Genomic DNA, 15,282 nt, shown 5'->3' with positions numbered 1-15,282 from the left:
TTAGCAAGCGGAGCCCATCATGGAAAAACGTGAAGAACTCTACCGCGGCAAAGCCAAATCGGTTTACAAGACCGACGACGCTGACCGCTTGATCCTGCTGTTTCGCAACGACACCTCGGCGTTCGACGGCAAGCGCATCGAACAGCTCGATCGCAAAGGTATGGTGAACAACAAGTTCAACGCCTTCATCATGCAGAAACTCGAAGCGGCCGGCATTCCGACCCAGTTCGACAAACTGCTGGGCGACAACGAGTGCCTGGTGAAGAAGCTCGATATGATCCCGGTTGAATGCGTCGTGCGTAACTACGCCGCCGGCAGCCTGGTCAAGCGTCTGGGCGTCGAGGAGGGCATGAAGCTCAATCCGTACACCTTCGAACTGTTCCTCAAGGACGACGCCAAGGGTGACCCGTTCATCAACGAATCCCACGTCGTGGCATTCGGCTGGGGCACCGCCGAGCAATTGGCACGCATGAAAGAACTGTCGCTCAAGGTCAACGAAGTCCTGAGCAAACTGTTCGACGACGCCGGCCTGCTGCTGGTCGACTTCAAGCTTGAATTCGGCGTATTCAGCGACGGCTCCATCGTCCTGGGTGACGAGTTCAGCCCGGACGGCTGCCGTCTGTGGGACAAGGACACCAAGAAGAAAATGGACAAGGACCGCTTCCGCCAGGGCCTCGGTGACGTCATCGAAGCCTACGAAGAAGTCGCCAATCGTCTGGGTGTACCGCTTTAATCGACGCAAGCATCTGATAGCACGAAGAAATTTTCGAAAGAGGGTTTGCTTTCGGTAGAAGTGTTGTTATGATGCGCGCCGTTGGAGAGATGCCAGAGTGGCCGAATGGGACGGATTCGAAATCCGTTGTACCTTCACCGGTACCTAGGGTTCGAATCCCTATCTCTCCGCCATTACATAGAAAAAGCCCCGTAGATGAAAATCTACGGGGCTTTTTCGTATTCGTTGTCTCGTCAGCCAACCGGGCACTGGCGAGGCCAGCGCCCACAGCGATCAACGCAGATCGATCTCGCTGAATTTGAGGGTGAGGGTCTCATCATTCAGGTCGTTGAATACAAGCTTGACGGCGGGAGCCTTGGTCAGCTTGCTGTTGCTTTGTTGAAAGATCAGCGTGACCCGCGTTGGAACGTTGCGGATCAGCTGGAACCGCAGCCACGCGCGGTCTTCAACCTGGCCGACTCGAATTGATTCGAACTTTAGCGGGCCACCCGATTCGTCGAAGAGGCGGGTGCTTTCGTCGAAGCGGAAACTGCGATCGACGTTCAGGTTCGTCAGCTCGAACGTACACGTTGGCAACCGGCCGATATTTTCACAGCCATCCAGCTCAATGCGGACGTTGTCCAAGACTTCCATTCGCTTGCCGAGCAGGTTGCTACCCTCGTTCTCCACGATTTTTGACTGCAGTTTCGCGAATTCGAATGAGGGCTTGGCGTATTCCGTGCCGAGAATAAAAAAACCGAATGAAATACCGGCAATGATCAGAAACTGCAGGCTTCCTCTAATCAGGGGCGTGAAATTGCGAATTTGCCATCCGATCGACACAGCGCCCAGAAACATGAAGGTGCTGACGAGCAAGACGACATTTTTCCAACTGATGAAGCTGAAGCCAAAGACGCTCGGGTCTGGCACGGCGTAGGTGATCAGTGCCCACATGCCGCTGAGTAAAACAGCCAGCCCGGCCATGCCTCGCGTTATAAGGGAAGTGAGCTTCTGTGTCCGGGAAACAGGCGCTGAAAGATCTTGGGGGAGGGTCAACGTTACGAGCTCCTTTCGTAGCCTGATCATGTATCCATAGGGTGACTGTCGGGCCGATGAGACGAAATCCCTGGCGTCAGGGATCGGTGATTTGTGGCAGGTAGCCATTATCCATCTGCAACGGTCTGGGTAAAGTCGTATCTTGGTCGATTGGAAACCTGGCGGGGTGCGGAACGCGATATCTGAGTGCTGCCTACATGGATAGGCAGCACGTTGCGCTTAGATCTCCTTTATCGGCGTCTCCCCCTGCACAGCCTTGATCAACCCGATCACGTGCAAACAGTCAGCCTTGTTCACATAAGATTCGCCGCTGGCGATAGTCTCGTGATTGCCTGCTCGTAGCCGCCAGCGCCAGCGCCATTGGCCTTTGCCGGTGCTTGTGGTGCCTCTGGATTGTCGGTAAATCTCGAAATACATTCGGTTCGCTCCCTGCGATTTGTCGGTGCAACAGCCTGTGTGGTGCACCGACGCAAGACTAGCCGAGCGAGGTTTTTTGGCTATCGGGGATTTGTTTCCAATCGTTCGCGAATGTTTCTGAAGGGCGCATTCCAGAGCGCGTGGATTGGCCTCTGGATTGGCCAATATGACGCCGTCCCACGCTTGCAACCGAGAGGACGCTACTGCTTAATACGGGACGGCTCATGGCGTCGGCAAGTGATCGGCGACCGATAAACACTATAAAAAGAGCACTCCTTTGACTGAGCATGGAACGCAGCAGGCCGCTCGGGTGGCGTTGTCACTGGTTGTCCCGGTTTTTAACGAGGAGGACAGCCTCGACCGGTTTCTCGCGCGCATCGATCAGGTCTTTGCGGCGCAAGCGCTGATTGATCTTGAATTGGTGTTTATCAACGACGGCAGCACCGATGCCACCCTTGAGCGTTTGCTTGAGCATCAGCGCCGCGATTCGCGCCTGCGCATCGTCGATTTGAGTCGCAACTTCGGCAAGGAAGCAGCGTTGTCCGCCGGTTTGCAGATGGCGACCGGGCAGGTCGTGGTGCCGATCGACGCCGACCTGCAGGATCCGCCCGAAGTCATCCTGCAGATGATCGAGCGCTGGCGTGAGGGCTATGAAGTCGTACTCGGCCATCGCATCAGCCGCCACAGCGATACCTGGGCCAAGCAGACGTCGGCGCACTGGTTCTATCGCCTGCACAACCGCATTGCCGAACAGCCATTGCCCGAAAACGTCGGCGATTTTCGTCTGATGGACCGCTGCGTGGTCGATGCTCTGCTGACCTTGCCCGAGTCGCGACGCTTCATGAAAGGCCTGTTTGCCTGGGTCGGCTTCCGCACCACTCACGTCGATTACGAGCGCCCCGAGCGCGTGGCGGGGCACAGCAAGTTCAACGGCTGGCGCTTGTGGAACTTCGCGCTGGAAGGCATCACCAGTTTCAGCACCGAACCGCTGCGGATCTGGACCTATGTGGGCGCTGCGGTGTCGCTGGTGTCCTTTGCCTTTGCCATGTTCATTGTGCTGCGCACGCTGATTCATGGAATCGACATGCCGGGGTACGCCTCGCTGATGGTTGCCGTGACCTTTCTCGGCGGCCTGCAATTGATCGGTATTGGCATCCTCGGCGAATACCTGGGCCGAACGTATATCGAATCCAAACGCCGACCGGTTTTTCTGGTGCGTCGCGTCTATGACCCGAAGGACTGAAACATGGATCTCAAGGAAACCGACATCCTCGGCGACAGCATCGACGAGCACTGGTATTACTGCTCCAAGGCCGCCGCCACCCGACGGTTGCTGGGCGATCAGCCAATCAGGCGCATTCTTGATGTCGGTGCCGGGTCGGGGTTTTTCTCCCACCATCTGCTGACCCATACCGATGCGCAGGAAGCGTGGTGTGTGGACATCAGTTATCCCGCCGACTCCAGCGCTACCACCGCGGGTAAACCCGTGCATTACCGTCGCGGGATCGATGCCATCGACGCCGACCTGGTGCTGCTGATGGACGTGCTGGAGCATGTCGATGATGACCTCGGTCTGCTCAAGGCTTACGTCGACAAAGTGCCGTCGGGCAGTCGTTTTCTCATGACCGTGCCGGCGTTCCAGTTTCTGTGGAGCGGTCACGATGACTTCCTTGAGCACAAGCGTCGCTACACCCTGGCGCAATTCGAAACACTGGCCCGTGACGCCGGGCTGACGGTGCGGCGCGGTGCCTATTATTTCGGTGCGGTGTTTCCTTTGGCGGCGGCGTTGCGCTTATTGCCGCAAGGTCGGCAGGCAGCGGAGCCACGTTCGCAGCTCAAGCGCCATCACCCGTTGGTGAACGCGGCGCTGAAGACGCTTTGCCGGGTGGAGCTGCCGTTGCTGAGTCTGAATCGTCTGGCCGGTCTGAGCGTTTTTGTGCTGGCGCAGAAACCGTGACATCGAGTGAAAAGTCAGCTCTGATCCAGCGTGGTCTGCGTTTCGCGGTGACCGGCTTGTTCGTCACCGCCCTGCATGCACTGGTGGCCGTGCTGTTCATCAATTTTATTGTCGCGCTGCCGCCCCTCGCCAACGGCGTGGCCTTTGTTGTGGCAACGGTGGTGTCGTATGTGATCAACACCACCTGGAGCTTTTCCGCCCGATTGCAGGGCCGCACCCTCTGGCGTTTCCTCGCCGTGTCGGCATGTGGTTTTGTGTTGGCGATGTTTGTCGCCTGGGCCGCGCAGGTGGCCGGCCTCCACTACGGGTTGGGCATTGGCGCCGTGGCGCTGACCATCCCGGCATTCACGTTTGTCCTGCACAACTTCTGGACGTACCGATGAAGGAATGGAACAAGTCTCCAGCCTTGGCGATTTTGCCGTTGTTATTGGGGGCGCTGGCATTTTTGCTGGTGATCGGCCCGCGCGCACTGGATCCGCAGAATATCGCCTGGCTCGCCGAAGGGGATCCGGCGACGCATTATCTCGGGTGGGTATTTTTCCGTCATTCACCGTGGACGTTCCCGCTTGGACTCAATCCTTCCTATGGGATGGAATTGGGCAGCGCAATTATTTTTTCTGACTCCAATCCGTTATTGGCGCTGCTGTTCAAACCGTTCAACCACTGGTTGCCTGAGACGTTCCAGTATTTCGGCATCTGGCTGCTGGCCTGTTTTGTCCTGCAAGCCTGGTTCGCCTGGAAACTGCTCGGTCTGATGACGGCAAACCCGCTGCTTCGCCTATTGGGCGCAGGGCTGTTGGTATTTTCCCCTCCGATGTTTGTCCGTACCGGCGGGCATTTGTCCCTGGCCGGGCATTTTCTGATTCTGGCCGCGCTGTACTTCGCGCTACATCCGTCCCTGCAGCGACGGCGTCTGGCCTGGGGCGTCTTGCTGTCGGCTACAGCGCTGGTGCACGCTTACTTGTTGGTGATGGTCGCACTGATCTGGGTTGCCGATGTGTTGGGCAAAGTCACGGCCGCCAAATTGACTCGACGGCAGGGGCTGATCGAGTTCGGCGGTCTGTTCGCGCTGGTCAGCGTGTGTTGTTGGCAGGCGGGTTACTTCAGCATTGTCGATGGCGCCGGTGGTGGTGGTTTCGGCTGGTATCGGATGAACCTGCTGGCATTGTTCGACGCCGATGGGTGGTCGCTCCTTTTACCGGACATCAAGACGGCCGGCGGCGACTACGAGGGCTTCAACTATCTGGGGCTCGGCGCGCTGCTGCTGTTGCCCTTGGCGGTGTTGGCGTTGTTCTCCGCGCGCATCGACGGCAAGGCGCTGCTGCGCAGTTATCCATGGCTGTTGTTGGCGATGCTTGGGCTGAGTCTGTTTGCGTTGTCCAATCAGATCGGCGTAGGCCTGCACACGTTCAGTTATCCGCTGCCCAAAACCATCGAGGGCCTGGCGAGTATTTTTCGTGCTTCGGGGCGCATGTTCTGGCCGGTGTTCTACGGCATTGTTCTGTTGCTGATCTATCTGGTGGTCCGCGGCTACCGGCCGGCCATTGCCATGGCCCTGCTGGCCATGGCGCTGACCGCGCAAGTGCTCGACACCCGCTTGGCCTGGGCCGGTTTGCGCGCGGCAAAAATGCTGCCGCCGAGCGCCGCCTGGGCCAGTCCGATGCGCGATCCGTTTTGGGCCAGCGCTGCCGCTCACTACCGGAATATTCGCGTGCTGGCGCCGCAGAACCAGGCAGAGCGCTGGCAGGTCATCGCTGATTTCGCCGGACGGCATCGATTGAAAACCGATGCGGTGTACATGGGGCGGGTGAGCCCTTCGGCACTCGCCGAAGCCCAGCGTGAGGCCCGGCGTCGTCTCGAGTCCGGGCAGTATGAGGCCGACTCGCTGTACATCCTTGACGACGACTCCCTCGACCTCGCCAGCAAAACCCTTCGCAGCGATACCGACTTGCTGACCCGGGTCGACGATTTTGTCGTGCTCGCGCCGGGCTGGAAACGCTGCGAGCGGTGCCTGCCGATGGCTGATGAAGGTCGCGCGATTTCCTCCCTTGTGCTGAGCCGTCCGGGACTCGTGCATACGTACGATCGCAAGAGTCGGCAATTGGTCAGCGGTTGGGGCGCTCCGGAGACCTGGGGGACCTGGAGCGAGGGGACAGAGGCGCACATTGCGTTACGCGTAGCCCCGCAAACGCAAGCGATCGTCATCGAAGCGCTGGCATTCGCCTTGCCTCCTGGCCTCAGTCAACGGGTCATCGTCAGCATCGATGGCGTTGAGGTGCTGTCGACGCGCCTGACCCAGGCTCAGGGCAATCGACTGCAAATCCCCCTGAGCGCGGCGATCCGCCAAACCCTGGCGCAGGACGCTACGCTGAGGCTCCAGATACAGCTTCCGGACGCCGCCAGCCCGCGCAGTCTGGGGGCCAACGATGACGCGCGCGTCATGGGCATCGGTATCAAGACCCTGACCGTGCAATGAGCGCGAGCGGGGCGCGTAAAGGTTAATGGACGCCAGCCCGGCAGCCTTTCTACACTGCGGCTATTCCGGGGAGCAGGGGGCATTGGATGAACCGCAATGAACTACGCAAGGCCGACATCAACCTGATGGTGGTTTTCGAGACCTTGATGCTGGAGCGCAACGTGACCCGGGCGGCCGAGAAACTGTTCCTCGGTCAGCCGACCATCAGCTCAGCGCTCAACCGCTTGCGCACCATGCTTAATGATCCGCTGTTCATCCGCGTGGGCCATCGCATGGAGCCGACGGCTCGTGCCGAAGATATCTACCGCCACCTCAAGCCCGCGCTGGATTCGCTCTCGGTCGCGCTGAGCCTGACCCGTGATTTCGACCCCGCCGTCAGCACCATGACCTTTCGCATCGGCCTTTCCGACGACGTCGAGTTCGGCCTGCTGCCGCCGCTGTTGCGTGCGTTGCGTCAGGAGGCGCCGAACGTGGTGTTTGTCGTGCAGCACGCCGACTACTGGCGAATTCCCGACCTGCTCGCCGCCGGTGACATCACCGTCGGCATCAGCCAGACCCGCGGCCTGCCGGCCAATGCCAAGCGCAAATTACTGCGGCACATCCAGCCGAGCATCCTGCGTGCCGACGCCAGCGAGCACCCGCTGACCCTCGATGAATATTGTGCGCGTCCGCATGTGCTGGTTTCCCACACGGCCAACGTCAGCGGTTACGCCGATGAGTGGCTGGCAGAGCTGGGCCGAACTCGTCAGGTGGTGTTGTCGGTGCCGCAATACAGCGCATTGCCAGCGCTGCTGGCCGGCACGGACCTGATTGCCAGCCTGCCGGATTACACCGCCGCGGCGATGGCGGCTTCGGGGCTGCTGTTCAAGGAGTCGTTTCCGTTCAAGACGCCCATGCTGGATCTGTCGATGGTCTGGCTCAGTCACGTCGACAGCGACCCGGCCGAGCGCTGGCTGCGTTCGCGCCTCGAAGCCTTTATGAGCGAACGGCCGCTGATTGCGTCCTGAATTCAACACGACTGAGTCCTGTGGCGAGGGGATTTATCCCCGCTGGGCTGCGCAGCAGACCCGATTTTTTTGGGGGCGCTGCGCGACCCAACGGGGATAAATCCCCTCGCCACAGGGCGCACTCCGACAGGAACGGTGCCAGGCTCGCGGCAATAATCCGTCGCAAACAGCAGGACAACGTTGTGCTATATGTACACCCTTTCTGCCCATTGAATGGAGATCTGCAATGCCACACCTGCACATGGAATACACCGCCAACCTGCCGCAGTTGAACGCCGACGTTGCGTTGATCCGGCTCAATAACACGTTGGTGGGGTCCGGTCAGTTCGGGGCGGAATTCGATATCAAGAGCCGCGCGGTCAAGGTCGAGACCTTCAAGGTGGGCACGGCCATGGGCGAGCGCGCGTTCATTCACGTGAAGCTGGCGCTGCTCAGTGGTCGTTCGCCGCAGATCAAAAAACAGTTGTCGCAAAGCCTGCTCGCCGTGTTGCAAGACCTCTGCGAATGGCCGGCCGGACTTGAAGTGCAACTGTGTGTCGAACTGGTCGACATCGATCGCGAGTCCTACAGCAAAACCGCAATCGGCGTTTGAGGTTCAGGCCGCTTCCAGCTCGCTGCACACCTTGATCACCTGCTCGCGCAGCCAGACGTTGGCGCTGTCCTGATCGGCGTTCTGGCTCCACTGCATGTCTAGGGTAAAGCCCGGCAAGCCGTTCGGCGCTTCGCAGTGATTGAACACCGCCTCGTTGGTCAGCAAGCGCTGGATCCGTCGCGGCAGGGTGAGAATAAAGTCAGTGCCGGTGATCATCTTCAACGCGGCGCTGTAACTGTTGGAGCGGGCAACAATCTGGCGTTTCTGCGCCTGCCGCGCCAGCCAGCCGTCGACCATGTTGGTGGTCGACAGCCACGGCGTCGGGAACACATGGCGACGCTCGGTGAACGCTTGCAGGCTCAGGCGTGGTTCCAGCGGCGTCGCGCGTTTGTCGAAGACACAGACCAGATCATCTTCTAGCAGCCTGCGCGATTTCAGATCGGCGTGGTGACGATGGAAGTTAGGGCCGAAACTGATCACCAGATCGAGGCTGCCATCGCGCAACTCATCCGCCGGCACATCGGTTTCAAACTTGTGCACGTTGACCATCACCGGCAAGTCATCGAAGTCGAAACGCTTCAACAACCGCGGCAGGATCAACTGCTCGAAGTATTCCGGGGCGCAGATATTGAAGGTGACTGCCTGTTGCGTGGGGTCAAATGTCGGCGCCCCGGCGTGGCACAGGTTGATACTTTCGAGGATTTTCTGCACATGGGCGTACATGCTGCTGGCCTTGTAGGTCGGGCGCATGCCGGTGCGGGTGTTGATGAACAGTTCATCTTCGAAACTGGTGCGCAGTTTTTTCAGGCAATAACTGACGGTGGACTGACTGACAAACAGCGTTTCCGACACATCGGTGACGCTGCTCTGCTCATACACGGCGATAAACACCATAAGGTCCTGCATGTCGAGCTTTCGAAGCAAGTTACTGTTCAGCATCCGTTCCGTCTCGCTGTGCTCCTTGCGCCGATACCGCGCAAACGTGTGCGAACGATCCTAGCGGAACGATGGTGCCAGGAGAAACCCCTGTAGGACATTTCACGGACAGTTGTGAGACAGAAACTTTTAGTAACACGACGTCATCGAACAAAGCGCTAAAACATGGCCAGAGGCCTGCAGCCGGATCAGCGAAAGTGTCGCCGGTAATGCCGTGGATCGAAGCGCAGCGTCATCAGCAGCATCACCACCATCACCAGGGTCAACGACCACCAGGCCCATTCGAAACTGCCCAATCGATCACGGATCAGTCCGGCCAGTAGCGGCGACAGGCCGGCAATCAGGTAACCGATGCCTTGCACAAACGCGGTCAGGCCACCGGCGCGTTGCGGATCGTCGAGGTGGTCGAGCGAGACGATCAGGCTCATCGGAAACAAGCCGCCGATGCCCAGGCCCAGCAGGCACGGCCACAGCAGGCTGAGGGACTGCGGACTGAGGATCAAGCCACAGAAACCGCCGATGATCAGGCCGAGCAGCGCTGCCAGCACCCAGCGTCGATCGCGGCTGCGATTGGCGATGGCGGGCACTACCAGGCCGGAAATTACCTCCATGGCGGTCAGAAAACCCAACAGCAGGCCGGCGTTTTGTTCGCTCCAGCCGTTCTCCACGTAGTACGGCGCGAGCCAGGCCAGCACACAGGTGTAGGACGCCGTTCCGAGACCGAAAAAGATTGCCAGCAGCCAGGCGCGGGCATTGCTGAACAGGGCATCCTGGCGGGGCGCCTTCGCCGTGGGCGACGTCAGGTTGTGGCGTTGCGACCAGACGAACAGCAGCGCGAGCAAGGCCAGCGCCGCCCAGATCGCCAGGCCGCTGCGCCATTGCCCGGTGTGCGCCAGCACCAGCGGGGCGAACGAGGCGGCAATCGCCGCGCCGCCCATGATCGAGGTGACATACAACCCCATGCACAGCGCAACGCTGTCGGGGAAGCGCGACTTGATCAAGGCCGGCATCAGCGCCTGAATCAGCGCGATGCCCAGACCCGCCAGCACCGCGCTGGCGATCAACTCGGCGGCCGAGTCGACCAACAGGCGCGACAGGGTTGCCAAGCCGATGATCAGCAATGACAGCAACAGCGTTCGCTGTTCGCCCAATCGCCGAGCGATGCCGAGGCCGACAAACATCGCCAGCCCCATAGCCATTACCGGAAGCATGGTCAGCAGCGACGCGAGACCAAAGCTCAACGCAATGTCGCCGCGAATCGCCGAGAGTAACGGCCCGACCGCTGCCATCGAAGGACGCAGATTGAGCGCGACCAGCATGATCGCGAGCATCAGCCAGACAGCGGGGCGGGCGGTGGTGCGTACGGTTTCCATCTTCGGGCCTTTGAACAGGAGGCCGACGATTAGGCGCGGCGAGCGCTTGCGCAAGCAAATCAGAAAATGCCGAGCCGTATCTAAGAATCCGATAACACACCGTCCCCATGTAGGAGCGGGCTTGCTCGCGATAGCAGTCGGTCAGTCACCACTACCTTATCTGAACCACCGCTATCGCGAGCAGGCTCACTCCTACAAGGAACTGTGAACGGTCCTGAACTGAATAAAACCTGAACCATTCTCAAATAGTTGCAAAGTTTCATTTTATTACCTCGCTCCAACTAATCATTGGCATCTTTTTCACGAAAAATTGATCCGCGCCTGCCTAAAGTTTGTCATGCCTCGGTGAATGAAATTTTCACAATTAACGAGACTCTTCTTTCAGGAACTGTCACTCATCATGTTGAAGTTAAAAGCCGTGCGCCCGGAATGGGTGACGTTGATCGCCAGTGCCTTTCTGTTGCTCGGTTTCAATTTCGTGCTCTGGCAGCACCTGACCGACATCACCGGCACCGATGGTAAAGGGATTGCCCTGCGCGTGGCGTTTTCGGTGATGATCTTTGCCGCGTTCAACCTTGTCCTGACGGTGCTGGCTGTTCGACCGCTGCTCAAACCACTGCTGACCGCGATCTTTCTGGTCAGCGCGGGTGTCGCATATTTCATGAGCCAATATGGCGTCATGATCGATGCTGGCATGTTTCGCAACTTTGCCGAAACCAATGTGACGGAAGTGCGCGATCTGCTCTCGTTAAAGTTGTTTGCTTATATTGTCTTGCTCGGAGTTTTACCGTCCTGGTTATTATGGAAAGTACCGGTCGACTATCGCCGCTGGCACCGAGAGCTGTTAAGTAAGGTGATTGTCAGTGTCGCCTCGGCAGCGGTGATTGGGGGTGTCGCGCTCGCCAACTATCAGGGCCTGTCCTCACTGTTTCGCAATCACCACGAAATACGTTTGATGTTGGTGCCGAGCAACTACATTGGCGCGTCCGTTGGCTACCTGCGTGAGCAGGTCGTCTCGGCACAGCAACCCTTCGTTAAAATCGGTGAAGATGCCCAGCGTAATCCCGAGGTGAAGCTGCAACCGCGTCGCTCCCTGACCGTACTGGTGGTGGGTGAAAGTGCCCGCGCGGAAAACTTCGGCATTCTCGGTTATCACCGCGACACCACGCCGCAACTGGAAAAGGAAGCCGGGCTCATTGCTTTTACCGACGTGCATTCGTGTGGCACGGAAACCGCCGTTTCGGTGCCCTGCATGTTTTCCAACATGGGGCGCAAGAACTACGACGCGAGCAAGGCGAAGAACGAAGAAGGCCTGCTTGATGTTCTCCAGCGGGCCGGGATCGACGTGATCTGGCGCGATAACCAGTCCGGCTGCAAAGGCACCTGCGATCGGGTGACGGTCCAGGATGTCAGCAATCTGAAAGATCCGGCGCTGTGCGCCAACAGTGAATGCCGCGATGAAATCCTGTTGCAAGGGCTACAGAGTTTTATCGATCACCTGGACAAGGACACCGTCCTGGTCCTGCATCAGATGGGCAGCCATGGCCCGGAATACTTCAAGCGTTATCCGAAGGAGTACGAACACTTCACGCCGGTGTGTGAAAGCAACGCGCTGAACAATTGCAGCCGTGACAGTATCGTCAACGGTTACGACAACACGCTGGTGTATACCGATCATGTGCTGTCGAGCCTGATCGATGTGTTGCGCAGCAATCAGGACAAGGTCGATACCGCCATGTTGTATCTGTCGGATCACGGCGAATCTCTGGGCGAATACAACCTGTTCCTGCACGGTACGCCTTACATGTTGGCGCCGGAGCAACAAAAGCATGTGGCGATGCTGGCGTGGTTCTCCGACAGCTATCAAAAGGCCTATTCGGTCGACGCTCACTGTTTGCAGATGAGCCGCGACAAACCGCTGAGCCAGGACAACCTGTTCCATTCCATGCTTGGCCTGCTGGAGGTACGCAGCAAGGTATACGAGCCGGATCTGGACCTGTTCGCCGGTTGCCGGGGCGCGGTGATCGACGGCGTGCTGGCCACGGAGTGAGGAATTTCCTGCCCGTGACGTCGATGCAGCGGGCTTTTCCATTCTTGCTGTCAGACTATTCTTGCTGACAGGCAAGACATTTCCTTACAGCTCTTGCCCTTCACAGGCGCGTAAATCGCCGGTGGCGATATATACTGCGCGCCATTCTTCAAGGGAGAGCCGTGTGGCTATCGATATTCACTGGATTCGCGACAACGAAAGCCTCGCGCAGTTTTGCGCCGAGTGGCAGCAACTGCCGTTCGTTGCCCTCGACACCGAATTCATGCGGGTCGACACCTTCTACCCGATTGCCGGCCTGTTGCAGATCGGCGACGGCAAACGCGCCTACCTGATCGATCCGTTGACCATCAATGCCTGGCAGCCGCTGGCCGCGTTGCTGGAAAACCCGGCAGTGCTCAAAGTGCTGCACGCCTGCAGCGAAGACCTCGAAGTGCTGCTGCGCCTGACCGGCAGCCTGCCGGCGCCGTTGTTCGACACGCAATTGGCCGCGGCTTACCTGAACCTCGGATTCTCGATGGGCTATTCGCGGCTGGTGCAGGAAGTGCTCGGCATCGACCTGCCCAAGGGCGAGACCCGCTCCGATTGGCTGCAGCGTCCGCTGTCTGACACGCAGATCAGCTACGCCGCCGAAGACGCCGTGCACCTGGCCGAAGTGTTCGTCGAGCTGCGTCCCAGACTGTCCGACGACAAGTTCGCCTGGGTACTGGAGGACGGCGCCGAACTGGTCGCCAACCTGCGTCGCGAAACCGATCCGTACGAGGTCTATCGCGAAGCCAAGCTGGCGTGGAAACTGTCCCGTGCGCAACTGGCCGTGCTGCGTGAGCTGTGCGCCTGGCGTGAACGCGAAGCCCGCGCTCGCGATTTGCCGCGTAACCGTATCGTCCGCGAACATTCGTTGTGGCCCCTGGCCCGCACGCAGCCGGATAATCTCGCGGCGCTGGGCAAGATCGAAGACATGCACCCGCGTACCGTGCGTCAGGACGGTCAGTTTCTGCTTGATCTGATCAAGCGCTCTGGCAGTGTGGGGCCTGATCAATGGCCGCCTGCTGTGCCGGAGCCTCTGCCGATCGAAGCGGCGGCACTGATCAAACAACTGCGCGCATTGGGTCAGGCCGAGGCCGAGCGCCTGGGCATCGCCCCGGAACTGATGCTGCGCAAGAAAACCCTCGAAGCCCTGGTCAAAAGCGGCTATCCCGAGGGTCCTTACCAATTGCCCGATTCGCTGCGTGGCTGGCGCCGCGAATTGCTGGGTCAGAAGCTGCTCGACAGCCTGGCCACCGCCGGAGAACAGCCTTGAAACGTATTTGCTCCATCTACCAAAGCTCCAAGCGCAGCGGCATGTACCTTTATGTGCTTAAAAGCGATGCGCTTGAGCGCGTGCCCGAAGCGCTGATGCTGGCCTTCGGCAAAGCCAGACACGCTTTTGACCTGGTGCTGTCGCCCGAGCGCAAACTCGCCAGCGAGGACATCGTCGTGGTCCTGGAAAACCTCGACAAGCAGGGCTACCACCTGCAAATGCCACCGGCAGAGGACGAGTACATCGAGCACTTGCCCGAAGAGTTGCTGCGACGCAACGACCCGGTCTGATCAGCGAGGCCCTGTTCTGGGCCTCGGTTAACCCTGGAACTGTTTTTACCGCGATGGCCGCCCTGAGTCTGGCGGCCGTCTGCTCGGTTTGCGAAAGGTTTGAAGATGCGCGTTCTGATTGCCGAACACGACCACGCGATATACGCCCGGCTGCTGCGTCAGGCACTGCCTGAAGTTGAAGTCCTGACCAGCGGCGACTCCGCCGAACTGGCCCGTCAGGCCGCCGATAGCCCGGTGTGGCTGGGCCAGCCGGATCTGCTGGCCACCCTGTTGCGTCAGGGCCATCAACCGCAATGGCTGCAATCGACCTGGGCCGGCATCACGCCGCTGCTCGCCGACGGTTTGCGCCGCGATTACCGCTTGACCCGCGCGGTGGGGATTTTCGGCCAGGTCATGGCCGAGTACGTCCTCACTTACATTCTCGGCCACGAGCGCGAAGTACTCGCGCGACTGGTCAGCCAGGTCGAGCGCAAGTGGGACAACCGCAGCGGCCAGAGCCTGGCCGGGCGCAAAGTGCTGATCGTCGGCACGGGCGACATCGGCCAGAGTGTGGCGCAATTTCTGTTGCCGTTCGGCATCGAGTTGTACGGCGTCGCCAGCAGTGCCCGGCAACAGGCACCGTTTGTCGAAGTCGGTTCGATGGCTGATCTGCCGCGACTGGTGGGCGAGGTGGATTATGTGGTCAATCTGCTGCCCAACACCGAACACACCCACGATATCTACGACGCGGCGCTGTTCAGGCAATTCAAGCCGACCGGGTTGTTCATTAATGCCGGGCGCGGCGTCGCCGTGGTCGATGCCGATCTGGTCGAGGCGTTGAAAGAAGGGCACCTGGCGGGCGCGGTGATCGACGTCTGCCGTCAGGAGCCGTTGCCACAACGCCATCCGTTCTGGACCGCCTGGGGCTTGCTGCTGACCGGGCACAGCTCGGCGCCGACGTCACCGGCGTTGATGGTGCAATTGTTTGTCGAAAACCTGAAGGCGTATGAGGCGGGCGAGGCGTTGCGCGGGGAAGTGGATTTTACCCGCGGATATTGATTCGCATCCATCCACTGTGGGAGCGGGCTTGCTCGCGAAAGCGGTGCTTCAGGCAACATTGATGTCGACTGAACCTGCGCC

15 protein-coding genes and 1 tRNA gene are annotated in these 15,282 nt (G+C 59.4%); 12 read left to right on the top strand and 4 right to left on the bottom strand.

Features of this window, described 5'->3' with window-relative positions:
* Positions 1-19 precede the first annotated feature (19 nt).
* On the top strand, positions 20-733 hold the full coding sequence (gene purC / locus HU765_RS17325; protein ID WP_007963288.1) for a phosphoribosylaminoimidazolesuccinocarboxamide synthase: 714 nt from the start codon (positions 20-22) through the stop codon (positions 731-733).
* A gap of 83 nt (positions 734-816) precedes the next feature.
* Positions 817-906 (top strand) — tRNA-Ser (locus HU765_RS17320).
* A 100-nt stretch (positions 907-1,006) separates the two neighbouring features.
* Here HU765_RS17320 and HU765_RS17315 read toward each other — a convergent pair.
* Together HU765_RS17315 and HU765_RS17310 are read right to left on the bottom strand one after the other, a co-directional pair.
* Complete coding sequence (locus HU765_RS17315) at positions 1,007-1,768, bottom strand: hypothetical protein (protein WP_186548857.1); 762 nt, start codon at positions 1,766-1,768, stop codon at positions 1,007-1,009.
* Positions 1,769-1,987: 219 nt separating this feature from the next.
* Entirely contained in the window at positions 1,988-2,185 is a 198-nt protein-coding gene (locus HU765_RS17310) for a DUF1508 domain-containing protein (protein ID WP_186621906.1), read from the bottom strand.
* Positions 2,186-2,462: 277 nt separating this feature from the next.
* Between HU765_RS17310 and HU765_RS17305 the strand changes: the two genes are divergently transcribed.
* The 6 genes from HU765_RS17305 to HU765_RS17280 all read left to right on the top strand — a co-directional run bounded on the left by HU765_RS17305 (position 2,463) and on the right by HU765_RS17280 (position 8,217).
* On the top strand, positions 2,463-3,428 hold the full coding sequence (locus HU765_RS17305) for a glycosyltransferase family 2 protein (protein ID WP_186621904.1): 966 nt from the start codon (positions 2,463-2,465) through the stop codon (positions 3,426-3,428).
* A 3-nt stretch (positions 3,429-3,431) separates the two neighbouring features.
* Positions 3,432-4,142 (top strand): class I SAM-dependent methyltransferase, encoded by a 711-nt coding sequence (locus HU765_RS17300; protein WP_186621902.1) that lies wholly within the window; start codon positions 3,432-3,434, stop codon positions 4,140-4,142.
* On the top strand, positions 4,139-4,525 hold the full coding sequence (locus HU765_RS17295; protein WP_186621900.1) for a GtrA family protein: 387 nt from the start codon (positions 4,139-4,141) through the stop codon (positions 4,523-4,525). The genes HU765_RS17300 and HU765_RS17295 overlap by 4 nt, the downstream gene beginning before the upstream one ends.
* Positions 4,522-6,618 (top strand): DUF6311 domain-containing protein, encoded by a 2,097-nt coding sequence (locus tag HU765_RS17290; RefSeq protein ID WP_186621897.1) that lies wholly within the window; start codon positions 4,522-4,524, stop codon positions 6,616-6,618. Before HU765_RS17295 ends, HU765_RS17290 begins: the two co-directional genes overlap by 4 nt.
* An 86-nt stretch (positions 6,619-6,704) precedes the next feature.
* The gene (locus HU765_RS17285; RefSeq protein WP_186548845.1) at positions 6,705-7,625 is read left to right on the top strand and encodes a LysR substrate-binding domain-containing protein; all 921 of its coding nucleotides are present in this window, start codon (positions 6,705-6,707) and stop codon (positions 7,623-7,625) included.
* A 226-nt stretch (positions 7,626-7,851) separates the two neighbouring features.
* Positions 7,852-8,217, top strand: coding sequence for a 5-carboxymethyl-2-hydroxymuconate Delta-isomerase (locus HU765_RS17280; RefSeq protein WP_186548844.1), 366 nt, complete (start codon positions 7,852-7,854; stop codon positions 8,215-8,217).
* Positions 8,218-8,220: 3 nt separating this feature from the next.
* On the opposite strand, the gene HU765_RS17275 is transcribed toward HU765_RS17280, so the two are convergent.
* Positions 8,221-9,156 carry a LysR family transcriptional regulator gene (locus HU765_RS17275; RefSeq protein WP_186621895.1) on the bottom strand — a complete coding sequence of 312 codons (936 nt, stop codon included), beginning with the start codon at positions 9,154-9,156 and terminating at the stop codon, positions 8,221-8,223.
* 185 nt (positions 9,157-9,341) lie between these two features.
* Complete coding sequence (locus HU765_RS17270; RefSeq protein WP_186621893.1) at positions 9,342-10,526, bottom strand: cyanate transporter; 1,185 nt, start codon at positions 10,524-10,526, stop codon at positions 9,342-9,344.
* 400 nt (positions 10,527-10,926) lie between these two features.
* Here HU765_RS17270 and HU765_RS17265 point away from each other — a divergent pair, with 400 nt between their 5' ends.
* The 4 genes from HU765_RS17265 to HU765_RS17250 all read left to right on the top strand — a co-directional run bounded on the left by HU765_RS17265 (position 10,927) and on the right by HU765_RS17250 (position 15,201).
* Positions 10,927-12,576, top strand: a complete 1,650-nt coding sequence (locus HU765_RS17265) for a phosphoethanolamine--lipid A transferase (RefSeq protein WP_186621891.1) — start codon at positions 10,927-10,929, stop codon at positions 12,574-12,576.
* Between the two features lie 163 nt (positions 12,577-12,739).
* Positions 12,740-13,873 carry a ribonuclease D gene (rnd, locus tag HU765_RS17260; RefSeq protein WP_186548836.1) on the top strand — a complete coding sequence of 378 codons (1,134 nt, stop codon included), beginning with the start codon at positions 12,740-12,742 and terminating at the stop codon, positions 13,871-13,873.
* Positions 13,870-14,163: a YcgL domain-containing protein gene (locus HU765_RS17255; protein ID WP_186548834.1), complete on the top strand. Its 294-nt coding sequence runs from the start codon at positions 13,870-13,872 to the stop codon at positions 14,161-14,163. The genes rnd and HU765_RS17255 overlap by 4 nt, the downstream gene beginning before the upstream one ends.
* Positions 14,164-14,268: 105 nt before the next feature.
* A complete protein-coding gene (locus HU765_RS17250) occupies positions 14,269-15,201 on the top strand; it encodes a D-2-hydroxyacid dehydrogenase (RefSeq protein ID WP_186621889.1) in 933 nt (310 codons plus the stop codon).
* Positions 15,202-15,282: the final 81 nt, after the last annotated feature.

It is taken from the genome of Pseudomonas sp. SWRI81, from assembly GCF_014268545.1.
Taxonomy (GTDB): Bacteria; Pseudomonadota; Gammaproteobacteria; order Pseudomonadales; family Pseudomonadaceae; genus Aquipseudomonas; species Aquipseudomonas hamedanensis.
This window is presented reverse-complemented; position numbering and strand designations above follow the sequence as displayed.

Coding starts and splice junctions, on each gene's coding strand:
- purC (WP_007963288.1), top strand. CDS start 20: ATGGAAAAACGTGAAGAACTCTACCGCGGCAAAGCCAAATCGGTTTAC.
- HU765_RS17250 (WP_186621889.1), top strand. CDS start 14,269: ATGCGCGTTCTGATTGCCGAACACGACCACGCGATATACGCCCGGCTG.
- HU765_RS17280 (WP_186548844.1), top strand. CDS start 7,852: ATGCCACACCTGCACATGGAATACACCGCCAACCTGCCGCAGTTGAAC.
- HU765_RS17310 (WP_186621906.1), bottom strand. CDS start 2,185: ATGTATTTCGAGATTTACCGACAATCCAGAGGCACCACAAGCACCGGC.
- HU765_RS17300 (WP_186621902.1), top strand. CDS start 3,432: ATGGATCTCAAGGAAACCGACATCCTCGGCGACAGCATCGACGAGCAC.
- HU765_RS17265 (WP_186621891.1), top strand. CDS start 10,927: ATGTTGAAGTTAAAAGCCGTGCGCCCGGAATGGGTGACGTTGATCGCC.
- HU765_RS17290 (WP_186621897.1), top strand. CDS start 4,522: ATGAAGGAATGGAACAAGTCTCCAGCCTTGGCGATTTTGCCGTTGTTA.
- HU765_RS17285 (WP_186548845.1), top strand. CDS start 6,705: ATGAACCGCAATGAACTACGCAAGGCCGACATCAACCTGATGGTGGTT.
- HU765_RS17275 (WP_186621895.1), bottom strand. CDS start 9,156: ATGCTGAACAGTAACTTGCTTCGAAAGCTCGACATGCAGGACCTTATG.
- HU765_RS17270 (WP_186621893.1), bottom strand. CDS start 10,526: ATGGAAACCGTACGCACCACCGCCCGCCCCGCTGTCTGGCTGATGCTC.